The sequence below is a fragment of the Streptomyces sp. NBC_00376 genome, from assembly GCF_036077095.1.
Lineage (GTDB): Bacteria > Actinomycetota > Actinomycetes > Streptomycetales > Streptomycetaceae > Streptomyces.
On the sequence record NZ_CP107960.1, the window covers coordinates 1,052,443 to 1,067,482 of the forward strand.

11 protein-coding genes are annotated in these 15,040 nt (G+C 72.2%); 4 read left to right on the forward strand and 7 right to left on the reverse strand.

What is annotated here, in order from left to right:
- Nucleotides 1–7 precede the first annotated feature (7 nt).
- Nucleotides 8–2,641, reverse strand: coding sequence for an ATP-binding protein (locus OG842_RS04940; RefSeq protein WP_266727751.1), 2,634 nt, complete (start codon nucleotides 2,639–2,641; stop codon nucleotides 8–10).
- Between the two features lie 107 nt (nucleotides 2,642–2,748).
- Here OG842_RS04940 and OG842_RS04945 point away from each other — a divergent pair, with 107 nt between their 5' ends.
- A complete protein-coding gene (locus OG842_RS04945; protein ID WP_266727752.1) occupies nucleotides 2,749–3,276 on the forward strand; it encodes a DUF309 domain-containing protein in 528 nt (175 codons plus the stop codon).
- A gap of 109 nt (nucleotides 3,277–3,385) precedes the next feature.
- On the forward strand, nucleotides 3,386–3,874 hold the full coding sequence (locus OG842_RS04950) for a hypothetical protein (RefSeq protein ID WP_266727753.1): 489 nt from the start codon (nucleotides 3,386–3,388) through the stop codon (nucleotides 3,872–3,874).
- A gap of 7 nt (nucleotides 3,875–3,881) precedes the next feature.
- Here the strand turns inward: OG842_RS04950 and OG842_RS04955 are convergent, their stop codons facing one another.
- Genes OG842_RS04955 through OG842_RS04965 form a run of 3 tightly spaced genes read right to left on the reverse strand, consistent with a single transcriptional unit; the run spans nucleotide 3,882 to nucleotide 7,994 of the window.
- Nucleotides 3,882–5,120 (reverse strand): FAD-dependent oxidoreductase, encoded by a 1,239-nt coding sequence (locus OG842_RS04955; protein ID WP_266727755.1) that lies wholly within the window; start codon nucleotides 5,118–5,120, stop codon nucleotides 3,882–3,884.
- Complete coding sequence (locus tag OG842_RS04960) at nucleotides 5,117–6,541, reverse strand: NAD(P)/FAD-dependent oxidoreductase (RefSeq protein WP_266727757.1); 1,425 nt, start codon at nucleotides 6,539–6,541, stop codon at nucleotides 5,117–5,119. The genes OG842_RS04955 and OG842_RS04960 overlap by 4 nt, the downstream gene beginning before the upstream one ends.
- 19 nt (nucleotides 6,542–6,560) lie before the next feature.
- The gene (locus OG842_RS04965) at nucleotides 6,561–7,994 is read right to left on the reverse strand and encodes an FGGY family carbohydrate kinase (protein ID WP_266727759.1); all 1,434 of its coding nucleotides are present in this window, start codon (nucleotides 7,992–7,994) and stop codon (nucleotides 6,561–6,563) included.
- Between the two features lie 448 nt (nucleotides 7,995–8,442).
- On the opposite strand from OG842_RS04965, the gene OG842_RS04970 reads away from it, so the two are divergent.
- Complete coding sequence (locus OG842_RS04970) at nucleotides 8,443–9,450, forward strand: hypothetical protein (protein WP_266733434.1); 1,008 nt, start codon at nucleotides 8,443–8,445, stop codon at nucleotides 9,448–9,450.
- Nucleotides 9,451–9,539: 89 nt separating this feature from the next.
- Nucleotides 9,540–11,069, forward strand: coding sequence for an amino acid permease (locus tag OG842_RS04975; RefSeq protein ID WP_266727761.1), 1,530 nt, complete (start codon nucleotides 9,540–9,542; stop codon nucleotides 11,067–11,069).
- Nucleotides 11,070–11,191: 122 nt separating this feature from the next.
- Here OG842_RS04975 and OG842_RS04980 read toward each other — a convergent pair whose 3' ends face one another.
- The 3 genes from OG842_RS04980 to OG842_RS04990 are packed head-to-tail and all read right to left on the reverse strand — an operon-like array spanning nucleotide 11,192 to nucleotide 14,996.
- Nucleotides 11,192–12,472, reverse strand: a complete 1,281-nt coding sequence (locus OG842_RS04980) for an MFS transporter (RefSeq protein WP_266727763.1) — start codon at nucleotides 12,470–12,472, stop codon at nucleotides 11,192–11,194.
- Nucleotides 12,473–12,477: 5 nt separating this feature from the next.
- Nucleotides 12,478–13,083, reverse strand: coding sequence for a DUF5825 family protein (locus OG842_RS04985; RefSeq protein WP_266727765.1), 606 nt, complete (start codon nucleotides 13,081–13,083; stop codon nucleotides 12,478–12,480).
- Complete coding sequence (locus OG842_RS04990; protein WP_266727767.1) at nucleotides 13,080–14,996, reverse strand: RiPP maturation radical SAM C-methyltransferase; 1,917 nt, start codon at nucleotides 14,994–14,996, stop codon at nucleotides 13,080–13,082. Before OG842_RS04990 ends, OG842_RS04985 begins: the two co-directional genes overlap by 4 nt.
- Between the last annotated feature and the right edge of the window lie 44 nt (nucleotides 14,997–15,040).

A 15,040-nucleotide genomic window follows, 5' to 3' on the forward strand; every position in this document is an offset into this window, starting at 1 on the left:
CATTACCTCACTCCGAGGACCGGATCGACGCCCGTGCCTGGTGGGCGCGGTTCGCCAGGGATTCCGCACCGCATGCGGTGGCCAGTTTGTGGGCTCGGGCGAGTTCGCGCGGTGAGCGGATCGCGATGCCGTAGTCGACGAGGGCCAGCGCGTGTTCGTACGCGGACGGGGACGCCTCCAGGTGGCGGACCGACTCGGCCAGCAGGTGAGCGGCCTCCTCGGGGCGGGCGAACAGGGAGACACAGCGCAGGGCCTCACCGATCGCGGTGTCCGTGCCGAAGCGCTCGGCGTGCACCCGGGCCGTGGTGGCGAGTTGGGCGGCGCGGGCCGGGTCCTCCTCGGTCAGGGCGCGGGCCAGGTCGCCGGCCCAGGGTGCCCAGACCCCGTTGAACCTGCCTCGGGGTTCGAGGGCATGGCCGGCCGCTTCGAGTTCGGCGATCGCTTCCTTCGTACGGCCTTCGGCCAGCAGCAGGCGACCGCGTACGCACGGGCCGTCGGGCAGCACCATCGCGCTGGGGTAGGGCGCGCCGAAGGCGTAGCGGTCGGCGATCTCGCGGGCCTCGGTGACCCGGCCGCGGGCGACCAGGGTGTCGATGAGCAGGCAGGCCGCGTCCCAGTGGACCGGGAGTCCGCTGCCGACCCGGTCGGCGAGGCGCAGCCCTTCGCGCAGGAAGCCCTCGGCCTCGGCGAGCCGTCCGCGACGGCGGTGGACCAGTCCGAGCAGGGTGTGCGCGAACGCGAGGTGCGCCCCGCTCCAGCCGGAGATCTCGAAGGCCCGGACGGCTTCGCCGAAGAGTTCCTCGGCCCGGTCGAGCTGATCGGTGAAGGCGTAGGTGATGCCGACGAGGGTCGGCAGTTCGAAGCCCCACTCGGTGTCGGTCCAGCCGAGGCCGCGGGCGGGGTGGCCGTCGACCAGGGCGCGTTCGCAGAGGTCGACGATGAGCTGGGAGTTCTCGCCGCGCAGCATGGCGTCGAAGGCACGGAGCGTGAGGAGGGCGCGCTCGGCGTTGTCGCGGCCCTGGAGGTGGTCGGCGTTCCGTGCGAGCCGACCGGATCGGCCGGGACCGTCCTCCTCGCCGGCCTGCATGCCCTCCCAGAGGAAGTGGGCCGCCTGGAGCCGCATCAGGCCGGGGCCCGGAGCGGTGCGTGCGGCCTCTGCGGCGAGGGCGCTCGCCGCTTCCTTGAGCTGGTTGTTGTGCGAGTGTGCCGCGGCGAGCCGGTAGGTGGCGTCGACCCGCTGGTCGTCTCGGAGTCCCGGCATGTCGAGGGCGGCGCGCAGGTGATGGACGGTGGTGGCCGGGGAGCTGAGCAGCGTGGCGCAGCCCAGTTCGTACAGCAGGGTGGCCTTCACGCGCTGGCGCGGTGGTTCCTGCAGGGCGCGTTCGAGGCAGCGGCGGGCGGCCTCCGGGGCACCGACGGCGAGATGCTGCTTGGCCGCTTCGCGGAGCTGCTCGACCAGTTCCTGGTCGTCGTCCGGGTGCACTTCGAGCAGGTGGCGGGAGGCCGCGGCGGGGCCGAGGCCCGCCCGGGTGATCGCCCAGGCTGCGCGGCCGTGCATGGCGGTGCGGGTGGCCGGCGGGATGGACCGGTACACCGCGCTGGCGATGAGCGGGTGGACGAATTCCAGCGGGTCGAAGCCGGTGACGATACGGGCTTCGCGCAGCCGTGCCGTGCAGTCGGCGGCCTCTGCGGAGCTCATTCCGGCGAGGGTGGCGGCGAGGTCCTGGGAGATGTCCGTGCCGAGTACGGCGGCGGCCCAGGCGAACCGGTTGGCGTTGGTGCCGAGCCGTTCGAGTCGGGCGACGAGGCCGCTGCCCCGGGCCGAGGCACCGAGCTCGCGCAGCAGTCCTGCCGCCTCCTCCAGTGGTGCCAGTTCGCGGTCCTGGACCTTGGCGACGAGTTCGACCGCCTCGTACGGGTTGCCGCCGGTGACGGCCCACACCTCGCGGCAGAACGGGTCGTCGGCGTGCTCGCCGAGGGCCGCGCGGACCAGTTCCGCGGTGGCGTCCGGGGTGAGTGCGCGCAGCGCGACCCTGACCTGGGAGGGGTGGGCGCTGCCCGGTCCGCTCTCGTTCTGCCGCGCCGCGAGCTCTTCCGGGCGGTGGGCCTGGACGACCAGGACGGGCAGTTCGCCGAGGCGGGCGGTGAACGAGGCGAGCCAGGCGAGGGATTCGCCGTCCGCCCAGTGCGCGTCGTCGATGATGAGGAGCAGCGGACGGTGGCTCAGCCGGGAGGCGAGCCGGGCGACGACGAAGTCGAGGCCGTCGCGCACACCTTGCGGGTCCGGCTGCGGACCGGTCGGCTCGGCCAGTCCGAGGGCCGGTGCGGCGATCTCGTACCAGGGGCCGAACAGGGTCCGCACCTCGTCGGGCGGGAACTGGTCGAGTGCGGGTTGCAGCAGCTGGCGCACGACGTGGAACGGCACGGATGTGACCGTCTCGCCGCCTCGTGCCGACCAGACGGAGCAGCGGTCGGCGGCGATCGTCTGGATCTCGCCGAGCAGTGCTGTCTTGCCGATGCCTGCCTCGCCGCTGAAGATCAGCAGCCCGCCGACGGCCTGGGCGCCACAAAGGGCGTCCACGGCTTGTGCGGCGGCAGCGAGTTCCGGTTCGCGCTCGTACAGCGGCCGGGACGGCTTCATGCCTACCCTCCCCAAGGTGGTGCGGATGGCTTCGACACTAGTCGTGTACGGGGGTCCACGGACAGTGGTTCGGACAGTTCGCCGCAGGTGCGGGGCACAATCGTGGCGTGGACGAGACTGGCAGGGACCGCGACACCGAGGGCCGGGCGCGCAACGCCCGCCCGCGCGACGGGCTGGGACGCCCCCTTCCGTACGGGGCGCCGGGGGTCGAACGGCAGCCGGAGGGGGTGGTGCGTACTCCCGAGGAGACGGTGCGGGAGGCACAGCGGTTGCTGGACGCGGGGATGCCGTTCCACGCGCACGAGGTGTTCGAGGACGCGTGGAAGTCGGGCCCGGTGGCGGAACGGGAGTTGTGGCGCGGTCTCGCCCAGTTGGCCGTGGGGCTGACCCATGCGGCCCGGGGCAACGCGACGGGCGGGGCCCGGCTGTTGCGGCGTGGGACGGCGGCGCTCGCGGAGTTCGCCGGGGACCGGCCGTACGGGATCGGCGTCGACGGGCTGATCGGCTGGGCCGGTGAGCTGGCCGGGCGGGTGGAGGCCGCGGGTGGCGCGGGCGCGGCCGGTGGAGAGGGTGTGCGTGCCGAGCCGGTCGACGCGGCCGCCGAGGCGCCGTGCCTGCGGCCCCGGGCCCGGTAGGCCGAACCGCAGGGATGTGGCCGGGCACGCCGCACGTCCGCGTCATATTGCGCCGCCCGTCCGCCGGAGCGGTGAACAGGGCGGCCCGTACCGATTACGATCGCGCGTCATGAGCACTTCTGACCAGGACCAGGCCGTGGAGACCCCGATACCCGGTCCCGAGGCCGATCCCGAAACCGGTCCCGGGGCCGATCCCGAGGCCGGTGCCGAAACCGGGCCCGAGGCCGTCGCGAAGGCGGAACCCGCCGCGGAGACGGAACCCGCAGCGGACGAGGAGCCCGGGGCTGACGAGGAGGCGGTGCCGAACGAGGAGACCGGGGCGGACGAAGAGGCCGGGGACCGGAAGCTGACACCTCGTCAGGCGAGACGGCTGCGGGTGGCCCTCTCGTCGGTCGGCATGGCCGCGATGGCGGTGGTCCTCGCGCTGCGGATCGCCAGCCGGTCGTCCGTCCTGGTGGTCGGGGTGTACGGGCTCGCGCTGATCCTGTGCGGGATCGTGATCGAGCTCAGCCGGAACGGCCGTACCCGCCTGGGCAGTTGGCTGCTGGCCGTCGGTCTGGTCGCGGCGATCGGATCGGACTGGCTGCTGATTCCCTGACGTACGGTCAGTGAACCGAGACCCGCACGGTCCCGCCGCCCGGGTCGGCCCGGTCGAGCCAGTCGCCGCGCAGATGGAACGGACGGTCCGGAACGGCGGGCAGCAGCAGCCGCTGCCGGTGGAGCTCCCGGCCGTCCTGGCTGACGACGAGCAGCGGCGAGGACAGCCGCCGGTCGGTGCGCAGGACGAAGCGGCCCCGGAGCGGGAGGCCGCCGTCCGGGTCCACGAGGTTCGGCGCGATCCACCGCAGTGGGGAGTCGACCGCGACGGCCGGCCGTCCGGTGGGCCAGTCGCCGGCTGTCAGATGACGCAGTACGGGCGCGGCGACGGCCCGTCCCTCGGCCAGTGCGACGCCCGCGCTCTCCACACCGTGCAGCAGATTGCCGACGGCGAACACTCCCGTCCGGTCGGTGCGGTGGGCGGCGTCGTATGCGGGGCCGCGGGTGCCGGGGTCGAGGGTGACCTCGCCGCGCCGGGCGAGTTCGTGGTCGGGGATCCAGTCGCCGGTGAAGACGACGGTGTCGCAGCGCAGGGTCGCGGTCCGGCCGTCTTGGTGGCGCACCGAGACTCCGGTGAGCCGTTCCCGGCCGGTCAGGGCGGTGACGATGGTGCGGCCGAGGACCGGGGTGCGGTCGCCTGACGGACGGGTCAGGGCGGCGAGCTTGGGAGCGGGCCGGTCGGTGACCATGGCGACGACGTCCACACCAGCGACGCGCAGGGTATCGGCCGCGGCACGGCTGACGGGCTCGTCACCGATGACGACCGCCCGGGTGCCGATCCGCTGCTGGTACAGGTGGACGGCCTGCTGGAGTTCGCCGGTGGTGTAGACACCGGGCGGGCGGCTGCCGGGGACGAGGCGGGCGCTTCGGGGGCGTTCGCGGGCGCCGGTGGCGAGGATCACCGCGCGGGCGGTGATGCGTTCGAGGCCGGTGGGTGCGGTGGTGTCCACGGTGAGCGGTCCGGCCCAGCCGGTGACGGTGACACCCGTACGCAGGGTGGCTCCGGCGCGGACGGCGGCGGCCACGCAACTCTCGGCGTACGCGGGCCCGGTCGCCCCTCCCCCGCCGATGGTGCGGCCGCCGAATCCGCCGTGGTGGCAGTGGCGGGGGACGCCGCCCGCGGTCTGTTCGCGTTCCAGGATCTCGACCCGGCCCGCGCCGGACGCGGCGAGTTCGGCCCCGGCGCCGAGGCCGGCCGGGCCGCCCCCGACGATCAGCACGTCGACAGTCCGTTCGTGCCGGGTCATGGCCTGGCCTCCTCGAAGAGTGCGCGGACCGCCGCCCCGCAGTAGAAGCCCTGGCACCGCCCGTTGCCGGCCCGCGTCCTGCGTCGCAGGCCGTCCGGGGAGTGCGGTGGCACCGGGCCGGCCAGGGCGTCCCTGATCTCGCCCGCCGAGACCCGTTCGCAGTGGCAGACCAGCGTGCCGTACGCCGGGTCCGCCGCGATGAGTCCGGCGTCCTGGTACGGGCGCGGGAAGGCCTCGCCGAGATTGGGCATGGTGACGGGCGGCAGTTCGTGCGGTGTGCCGAGATCGAGGCCCGAGCCGCCGAGCAGGTCGGCGACGTGCGCGGCGATGGCCATGGAGGCGGTGAGTCCGGTGGAGCGGATGCCGCCCACGGTGATGTACCGCAGCTCCGGCCGGGAGCGGATGCGGTAGTCCTCCTGGCCGGTCGCGGCCCGGAGTCCGGCGTAGACGGCGGTGACTTCCTCGTCGAGCAGTTCCGGCAGGATGCGGCGGCCCTTCTCGCGGAGCAGGGCGATCGCGTCGGCCGTCGATCCGGTGGCCGTCTTGTCGTCGAGGTCCTCGGCGGTGGGGCCGAGCAGCACGTTGCCGAAGACGGTCGGTGCGACCAGGACGCCCTTCCCGGCGGCGGTGGGAACCGGCAGCAGGATGTGGTCGACGAGGTCCCGGGCGAGCTTGTCGAAGACGATGAGCTGGCCTCGGCGCGGGGTGACGGTGAAGTCGTCGTGGCCGAGTTCCCGGTCGAGTTCGTCGGCGTACAGTCCGGCGGCGTTGATCAGGTGGCGGGTGCGCAGCGGTCCACGGGTGGTGGTGAGGGTGTGGGCGTCGTCGCCGCTCTCGATGTGCCGCACCCGGCAGTTGAGGTGCAGATGGACTCCGGCCCGCACGGCCTGGGTGGCGTAGGCGAGCGGGGTCGTCCAGGGGCAGATGATGCTCTCGTCGGGGATTTCGAGCGCGCCGAGGGCGCCGGGTCCCAGGTGGGGTTCACGGGCGCGCAGTTCGTCGGCGCCCAGGAGGCGGGCCGCGTGGTAGTCGTTCCGCTCGGCCTTGGCCAATAGGGCGGGGAGTGTGGCGAGTTGCTCTTCGTCCCAGGCGACGAGCAGGGCTCCGACGCGTTCGACGGGGATGCCGGTCTCGGCCGCGTACGCGCGGAGTCTGTGCTGTCCCTCGCGTACCAGCCGGGCCTCCAGGGAGCCGGGTACGGCGTCGAAACCGGTGTGCAGGATGGCGGTGTTGGCCTTCGAGGTTCCGTTGCCGATGTCGTCACCGGCGTCCAGGAGTGCGGTGCGCAGCCGGTAGCGGGCCAGTTCGCGGGCGATGGCGGCGCCGACTACGCCCGCACCGACGACGGTCACGTCGTAGACCGGGCTGCCGGGCGGCTCGTCGACGGTCAGCTCGCCGGCCGTTGTGATCGTGGGGCTCATCGCGTGACTCTCGTACATCTCAGGCATGGTCCAGCAGGGTCTGTACGGCGGTCCGGAACCCGGCGAGCCGTTCGGCCGCCTCGTCGGCGCCGATGCGGGGTTCGTACACGGCGGCCGGCTTCCAGTCGGGCAGGGCCTGGCGGACCGGGAGCCGCGGGTCGAGGCCCAGCCTGGCGACGGCTCCGACGCCGAGTGCGGTGACATCGGGCAGGGCGGACACCTCGACTGGCCGTTGCAGCAGGTCGGCCTGGGTCTGCATGAGGAGTTCGGAGCGGGTCAGGCCGCCGTCGACCCGGAGCACGGTCAGCGGCGAGCCGAGGTCGGTCGCGACCGCCTCGGTGAGCTCGACGACCTGGGCCGCGATGCCCTCGCACAGGGCCCGCACCAGATGGCCCGGGGCGGTGCCGAGGCCGAGGCCGGTCATCGATCCGCGCAGGTCACCGCGCCACCAGGGAGCAGCGAGTCCGGCGAGTGCCGGTACGAAGGTGACGCCGCCGGAGTCGGGGACGGCCGTGCCGACCGGGTCGAGGTCGGCGGCGCCGGAGATCACCCCGAGGCCGGTGAGCCAGTCGACGGCGGACGCGGCGGTGTAGACCTGCCCGTCGAGGCAGTAGCTGGTGCGGCCGCCGAGCCGCCAGGCGACGCAGCTGACCAGTCCGGTGGAGCCGCGGCGTGGGGCGGGCCCGGTCTGCGCGAGCAGGAAGGCACCCGTTCCGTAGGTGCATTTGGCGTTGCCCGGGTCCAGGGCGTTCTGGGCGAGCAGGGCGGCCTGCTGGTCGACGAGCAGGCCGGTCAGCGGTAGTTCGCCGCCGAAGGCGGTCGTCGTGCCGACCGTGCTGTCGCAGTCGACGACATCGGGCAGCCGTTCGTCGCCGAGGCCGAAGACGTCCAGGGCCCGGGGCGACCAGTCCGCGCGGTCGAGGTCGAGCAGTTGGGTGCGGCCCGCCGTCGCCGCGTCGGTGACGAACGCGCCGGTCAGCTGATGGACGAGCCAGGAGTCGCTGGTGGTTACCACGCCTTCACGGGTCAGCTCCCGGCGGATCCAGGCCATCTTCGGCGCGGCGAAGTAAGGGTCGAGCGGCAGCCCGGTCAGGTGCGTCAACTCTTCGTCGTACTGGTCGAGTTCGGCGCAGACCGAGGCGGCCCGCCGGTCCTGCCAGACGATCGCGTCGGTGAGCGGCCGTCCCGTGTCCGGGTCCCAGGCGAGCACCGTCTCGCCCTGGTTGGCGAGGCCGACCGCGACCACGGGTTCGGCGGCCTCCCGTAACGCCCGGCGGCCCGCTTCGACGACCGAGCCGAGCAGTTCGGCGGGGTCCGCCTCGACCACTCCTCCGGCGCAGTGCCGGGTTCGCACCGGAACGGAAGCGGAACCGATCACACCTCGCTCGGGGCAGATCACCAGCGCCTTCGTCCCCGACGTGCCCTGGTCCACGGCGAGTACCGGGCCTGTCATCGACTCTCCAGCTGTGCGGAAGCTCTGCGGCTTGAACGGAATCGTGATCACTGAACTCGCCGCCCAGAGTGGTGCAGACCACCGCGTACGTCAAGCGCCACCCGGGGCACGACCGGAACAACCGGTACATCTTTCAACGTCCTGGGGAATCAACTGACTTGAGTAAGATCCGCGAATCGGTCCGGACTTCGGAGTGACTGGCCTTACACTCACCGCCGAGCAACAACCGGACGCTTTCGAGCAGTTCGTTTTTCAACAGCTGCTTCACCCCCCACGTCCTTGAGGATTGATGAGACCGACACCCTGCCCCGAACCACCGACCACCGATGTCCCGGCCTTTTGCAGTCGCACGGGTTCCATGCCGCCAACGGGTTGCGTGACGTGCTGAGCAGATCTCCCGACCGTCGTATGCCGTTCTGTCGTGCAGGGGCAGGGACAGGGCAAGTCCATGGCCAACAGTGATTTCCGGCCGGTCTACCACCCGGCCGGCCATGACAACGATCTACGGGTCGCGTTACAGGACCTGCGCACCGGACGCTGGATGTCCATGCGGAATCTGCTGGAGAGCACGCCGGACTGGACCCTGTGGACCCAGCGCACACAGGTGCTCGGGGCGGTTGCCGCCGGTTCGGACGCGGTGCAGGCCTGGCTGGCCGAGGACCCTCGGAGCGTCGCCGCCACGGTGATGCAGGCGCGCGTCGTCGTCGAGCGGGCGGTGCGCGCCCACCGCGAGGGCCACCACCGGGCACAGGAGTTGTGGCAGGAGGCCTGGCAGGCGTGCCGGACGGCCGCGAACGCCTCGCCCGCGGACCCGGTGCCCTGGGTATGCCTGCTGGCCCTGTCCCAGCTGGACGAACACCAGCAGCTGGAGGAACACCGGCTGCGCCCGCCGGGGCCGATGCTCTTCCCCGGTCCGTGGGGGCTGCTGGCCGAGGCCGACAAGCGCGATCCGTGCAACCGCGAGGCCTACCACCGGATGCTCCAGTTCGTGTACGTGCGCAAGGCCGGCGGATCGCTCTCGGAGGCCGTCAACTTCGTTCAGTGGGCCGCCTCTTCGGCGCCCGACGGCTCCGCGCTGCATGTGCTGCCGCTGTATGTGCGGGTCGAGCGTTACCGCCGCGAGCAGGGCCACGAGAAGGCCCTGGACCTGCACTGGGTCACCGAGGACGCGGAACGGGACGCGGCCCGTGCGCTGGAACTCTGGTTCCGTCGCACACCACCGATCTCGCACTCCCTGCTCGACCTCAACCACTTGGCCCACGCCCTGTGGGGAGCGCTCCAATTCGCTGACGCCGCAACGGTGTTCCAGGAGCTCGGCCCCTATTTCACCTCGGTTCCATGGGTGTACCGCACACGGGGCCGCAAGGGCCCCGGAGACGCGGAGGACGTCTTCCTGCGTGCCCGCAGCCGCTGCCTCTCCGCCTCCCGCGACACCGGACGGGGGCCGCAGCGCTGAGCGACGGCACCGCGATGCCGTGTGCCCGCCCCGTCCCGGACCGATGACCGACCGTCCCTTTTCACCACCCGCTCATGGAGGTTTTCCCGATGTCCATATCCACCCCGACCCAGTCGGGCGCGGAGGCAACCCCGCCGAAGGACGAGGAGGAGCGGCTGCGCGAGCTCGGCTACCAGCCGGTGCTCGCCCGCCGCATGGGAGGCTTCGGCAACTTCGCCATCAGCTTCTCCGTCATCTCGATCCTGTCCGGCTGCATGACCCTGTACGGCTTCGGCATGTCGACCGGTGGTCCGGCCGTGATGCTCTGGGGCTGGGCCGGTGTCGGGCTCTTCGTGCTCTGCGTCGGCATGGCGCTCGCCGAGGTCACCAGCGCGTACCCGACCTCGGGAGCGCTGTACTACATGGCCGACCGGCTCGGCGGCCGCAAGTGGGGCTGGTACACCGGCTGGCTGAATCTGCTGGGTCTGCTGGGCGCGATCGCGGGCATCGACTATGGTGCGGCGCTGTTCACCGGTGCGCTGATGAACCTCCAGTGGGGATTCACTCCCACGCCCGGCAAGACAATGATCATTTTTGTCTGCATCCTGCTGCTGCACGCCGTGCTGAACCTCTTCGGCGTCCGCCTCGTCAGCGTCCTCAACTCCATCAGCGTCTGGTGGCACCTGGCCGGTGTCGCGGTGATCGTCACCGTGCTGGCGATCGTCCCCTCGCACCACCAGTCGCCGTCGTTCGTCTTCACCGAGTTCGTCAATGACACGGGCTGGCACAACCCGTTGTACGTGGCGGCGATCGGCCTGCTCCTCGCGCAGTACACCTTCTGCGGCTACGACGCGTCGGCCCACCTGTCGGAGGAGACGTCGAACGCCTCCGTGACGGCGGCCAAGGGCATCGTCCGCGCGATCTGGGTCTCCTGGATCGCCGGCTTCGTGCTGCTCGCCGGGCTGACCTTCGCCATCCAGGACTACGCGGGCACCCAGAAGAGCGCCACCGGGGTGCCGCCGGCACAGATCCTGATCGACGCGCTGGGCACCTCCGGGGCCACCGCCATGCTGCTGATCGTGATCGCGGCCCAGCTGTTCTGCGGCAACGCCGAGGTCGCGGCCGCGAGCCGGATGGTGTTCGCCTTCAGCCGTGACAACGCCCTGCCGGGCTCGGCGCTGTGGCACAAGGTGAGCGCCCGCACCCAGACCCCCGTCAACGCGGTGTGGCTGTCGGTCGTCGTCGCAGGTGTGCTCGCGCTGCCCTCGCTGTACTCCGCCACCGCGTACGGTGCGGTGACCGCGATCAACGTCATCGGCATCACGCCCGCCTACGCGATCCCGATCTTCCTGAAGCTGCGCTCCGGCAGCCGGTTCGAACGCGGGCCGTGGCACCTGGGCCGCTGGAGCAAGCCGATCGGCTGGATCGCCGTCGTGTGGGTCGCCATCGTGACCGTGCTGTTCCTGCTCCCGCAGTCCTCCCCGGTGACGGTCGACTCGATGAACTACGCGTCGATCGCGCTGATCGCCGTGCTGGTCCTGGCCACCGTGTGGTGGTTCGTCGCCCGTCGTTCGTACAGCACGCCGTCGGCGTACGGGAACGCCCGCGAGCAGGCGGAGATCGAGGAAGGCATCGTCTGATCCGGCCCTTTTCCCGCCGGCCCTTCCGGAACCGCCCCGCCGACAGGCAGCGGTCCGGGAGGGCCGCGTGCGTGGTGGATCCCCGCACGGTCCACTGTGCCGCCTCCCGACGGCTCCACGCGCTACGGCAGCCAGAGGCAGGCGGCGGCCACCAGTGCCACCGCCGCCCCGCCGCTGAGCACCGGCACATTGCCCAGCCAGGTGGCGAGCGCACCGCCGCCGAGGGCGCCGATCGGCACCGTACCGATGAGCGCGGCCTGCAGGACCCCGGCGACCCGGCCCTGGAGCTCGGGCGGTGTGATCAGTTGCTGGGTGGTGGTCATGGAGATGGCCCAGACCGTGGCCGCGAGACCGAAGACGAACTGGTACGCGAGCAGCGCCGGGAAGCCGGGCCCCAGGGAGGCGCCCGGGATCAGGAAGATCGCGAGGGCGGCCACCACGGCGCAGATCCGGGTTGCCCTGGCCAGTCCGATGGTGGCGGCGAAGCGCCCCGCCAGCAGCACTCCGAGGACGGTGGCGACGCTGAACGCGGCGTAGACCGTGCCCAACTGCCAGGCCGGCAGTCCGAGATCACGCGTGGCGTAGAGCACGAAGAGCGCGTCGACGGCTCCGCTGCCGAGATTGAACCCGGCCCCGGCGAGCACCTGTCGGCGCAACAGCCTTTCGCCGCGCACCACTTCGAGTCCGGCGCGCAGTGCGGCTGTCCGGGATTCCCTCTCGCGACCGGCCTCACGGACCGAGGAGTTGAGTGTGGCGGGGAGACCCAGCAGCAGCAGTGCCTCGATGCCGTACGCCGCGCAGGCGGCCAGCAGCGCGGTGGAGGCCCCGGTCAGGCCCACCAGCACACCGCCGAGCGCGGGGCCGCCGATCTGCCCGGTGGTCCGGGCACCGGTCAGCGCCGAGTTGGCGGACAGCAACTGCTCGGGGTGCACGACCCTGGGCAGGGCCGCCTGGAGGGCGACGGCGAGCATGGAGGTCAGCGCGCCGGACAGGGCCGCCACCACGTACAGCTGCGGCAGCTCGAGCCGTCCCAGGGTGTCCGCCAGGGGTACGGAGCCGACGACCAGCACCTGGAGAACGGTGAGGAGTACGGTCAGCCCGCGCAGCCGTGCCCGGTCGACCAGCACCCCGGCGAACGGGCTGAGCAGCGCGCCGGGCAGGTAGCTCAGCGCCATCAGCGCGGAGGCGCCGAAGGGCCCGGCGCCCAGCCGGGTCACGGCGAGCAGCGCGAGGGCCAGGGTGGTGACCTGGCGCCCGACGGAGCTGGCGATCTGTTCCCCGCACAGCAGCGCGAACGGCCGGTGGCGCAGCAGGCTACGTCCGGACCGCCCGGAGCGGTCGGTCCCGGCACCGGCGGAAGGGATCTCGGCTGACGGGGTCGGCGGGTCGGGCAGCTGCTCCATCCCGTTCAGATGTCGGTGCAGGGGACGGGCCACCGGCGGATGCGGGGCGGCAGGGCCACCACCCAGCCGTCGGTCACCCGGGCGAGGCGTTCCGCCACCAGCAGCTCCACCGCTTCCCGGCCGATGGCGCTCAGTTCGGCCACGGCGGTGGGGTCCTGGACGGTGCGGAACGTGGAGAGCAGATCGGGGTCGTCGATCGTGAAGCGGGCGGCGGCCGATGGCTCCCTGCGGTCCATGACGGTGACGAAGTCCGGTCCGCGCCGGTGGTAGAGCTGTCCGTAGGCGTGGCGGTCCCGCCAGGTGGTGAGCTCCGGCGGTTCGCCGGGCAGGGGGCCGGGGGCCGGCAGGTGGCGCAGCAGGCCCGCCGTGTCGGCCACCTCGTGCGCGGGCCCGGTGAACAGCGGGTCGTCGGTCGCCGGAAGCCAGCGCACGACGAGATCGTGGCTCTGGCACTCGCGCAGGAACCGGACCGCTTCCGCCGCCGGCCGGCCGCCGGCGCCGAGCCGCAGGGGTTCGTCGACCGTCACCAGCCGTCCTCGGATCCGGTGCGGCACCTGCCAGGCCGGCAGGGCGGGGGCGGTGCGGGTCGGGGGTGCGGGCAGCGGGCTCATCCGGCGACCTTCTCTCCGTTGTCCGGCGCGCCCGATGACCCGCCGGCCGTCCCGTCCGGCGCCTGGGTGCGCTCGACCGACCGGACCGGCACGTGCCAGGTGGGCAGCGACACGTACGACCGCCCGTCGTCGAAGAGGAGCCCCAGAGCGACCGCTTCGCGGAGCCAGGCGTCCAGTTCCTCGGCGGTCGGCGGGGTCGTTTCGGCCGTGAGCAGCCGGTGCAGTGCCGTCCGGGTGCGGCCCGCCTCCAGGTGGCGCAGGGCGGCGGCGTGCCAGCCGGTCAGCCGGTGGGTGCGGCGCGGCCAGCCGTGCCGTCGGTCGTGGACGAGCAGCACCTCCTCGCCGTCGGGCTGTTCCAGGACCAGGGTCGAGGCGGGGTGGCCGGTGTACCAGTCGCGGGCCGCGGCCTTCAGCCGCGCTTCGGTCCCGCCGCCGATCCCGGCGGGCGGGGTGTCGAAGAGGTAGACCAGATCGGCCAGTTGTTCCTCGGGCAGGTCGTAGACGTGGCGGTACATCTCGGCGGGCCACCTCTCGGGGAAGCCCAGCGCGGGGTTGGCGAAGTTGGGGCTGAACCGCTCCAGCTGGATGCGGTGGGCGCCGCCGGGCGGCTGGAGGTGGACGAGCGCGGGCATCTGGTCGATGACGGAGGCGTAGTCCTCGGCGGTCTCCCCCGGGAAGCCGTAGAGGTAGTTCCAGGAGCAGGTGAGCGAGTGGTTCTCGCACTCGCGGAGCGTACGAATGTTGCGGGCCCCGCTGACGCCCTTGTCCATGAGCTCCAGGGCCTTGTTGTTGAGGCTCTCGATGCCGGGCTGGATGTGGACCGATCCGGCTCGGGCGAGCGTCTCCAGCTGCTCGGCGGTGAGGTTGGACTTCACCTCGTAGTGCATGCGCAGGTCCCAGCCGCTGTCGGCGGCGAGCGGGAGGAAGTCCTTGAAGTACGCCATGTCGATGATGTTGTCGACGGTGACGATGTCCAGGATCCGGTGGCGCCGGACCAGGCGGTCGACCTCGTCCCAGAGCCGGTTTCCGGGTTTGGCGCGGAAGGTCATCGCCGAGCCGTTGAGTCCGCAGAAGGTGCAGTGGTGCTTCTCGCCCCACCAGCAGCCCCGGGCCCCCTCGACCACGAGTTTCGGATGGACGTACTCTGCGAGCGGGGAGGTGTCGATGGCCTGCTGCCAGAGGTCGTAGTCGGGCGAGGGGATGTCGGCGGGCGCGACGGTGCGCCGGGACTCCTCGTTGGCGCGCGACTCCGGCCCGTCCCACCAGCAGAGTCCGGGTACGTCGGCCGGTGCGGTTCCCGCGTCGATGTGGGCGAGCAGGGCGGGCAGGGCGTACTCCCCCTCGCCGCGCACCACATGGTCGACGAAGCGGTGGTTGCGGTGCAGGGCGTGGCCCATCGGGCCGTCGCAGTTGCTGCCGCCGAAAACCACGGTCAGTCCGGGGCGGCGTCGTTTCAGTTCCGCCGCGAGCGCCAGCGAGGAGACGTTCTGCATGAACGTGGAGGTGAACCCGACGACATCGGGTGCGTCGTCGAGTATCGCGCTCGCGCTCTCGTCGATGAACTCCGCCGCGTGGACCCTCATCGCGGTCGCGGTGGACATGTCGGTCCCGCGCCGCGTGGCGTACTCCTTGAGCTGCGCCACGCCCCATTCGGGATCGTTGTACAGGACGCCGGAGAACACCCAGTCCCCGAGGCCGTCGAAGATCGATTCGCTGCCGACCGCGACGTGATCGCCGGGCCGGATCGCCCCCTGCGAGCGTTCCAGCAGGAATTCCGCCCAACGCAGGGAGCCGTGGAACTCGCGCACCTCGTCGTCCGGCCGGGTCCGGTCCAGCAGCGCGTGCAACAGTCCCACCTGGAGCGAGGGGAGTTCGATCGGCTGCCACGGCATGGTCACCAGATGTATTCGCACTGCGCCTCCCACGGCACGGGGGCGGACGCCGGACCGCGTCCGGC

What these genes read in the sequence shown, in the direction of transcription:
- OG842_RS04965 (WP_266727759.1), bottom strand. Translation starts at nt 7,994, where the DNA reads ATGACAGGCCCGGTACTCGCCGTGGACCAGGGCACGTCGGGGACGAAG.
- OG842_RS04985 (WP_266727765.1), bottom strand. Translation starts at nt 13,083, where the DNA reads ATGAGCCCGCTGCCCGCACCCCCGACCCGCACCGCCCCCGCCCTGCCG.
- OG842_RS04950 (WP_266727753.1), top strand. Translation starts at nt 3,386, where the DNA reads ATGAGCACTTCTGACCAGGACCAGGCCGTGGAGACCCCGATACCCGGT.
- OG842_RS04960 (WP_266727757.1), bottom strand. Translation starts at nt 6,541, where the DNA reads ATGAGCCCCACGATCACAACGGCCGGCGAGCTGACCGTCGACGAGCCG.
- OG842_RS04980 (WP_266727763.1), bottom strand. Translation starts at nt 12,472, where the DNA reads ATGGAGCAGCTGCCCGACCCGCCGACCCCGTCAGCCGAGATCCCTTCC.
- OG842_RS04955 (WP_266727755.1), bottom strand. Translation starts at nt 5,120, where the DNA reads ATGACCCGGCACGAACGGACTGTCGACGTGCTGATCGTCGGGGGCGGC.
- OG842_RS04940 (WP_266727751.1), bottom strand. Translation starts at nt 2,641, where the DNA reads ATGAAGCCGTCCCGGCCGCTGTACGAGCGCGAACCGGAACTCGCTGCC.
- OG842_RS04975 (WP_266727761.1), top strand. Translation starts at nt 9,540, where the DNA reads ATGTCCATATCCACCCCGACCCAGTCGGGCGCGGAGGCAACCCCGCCG.
- OG842_RS04970 (WP_266733434.1), top strand. Translation starts at nt 8,443, where the DNA reads ATGGCCAACAGTGATTTCCGGCCGGTCTACCACCCGGCCGGCCATGAC.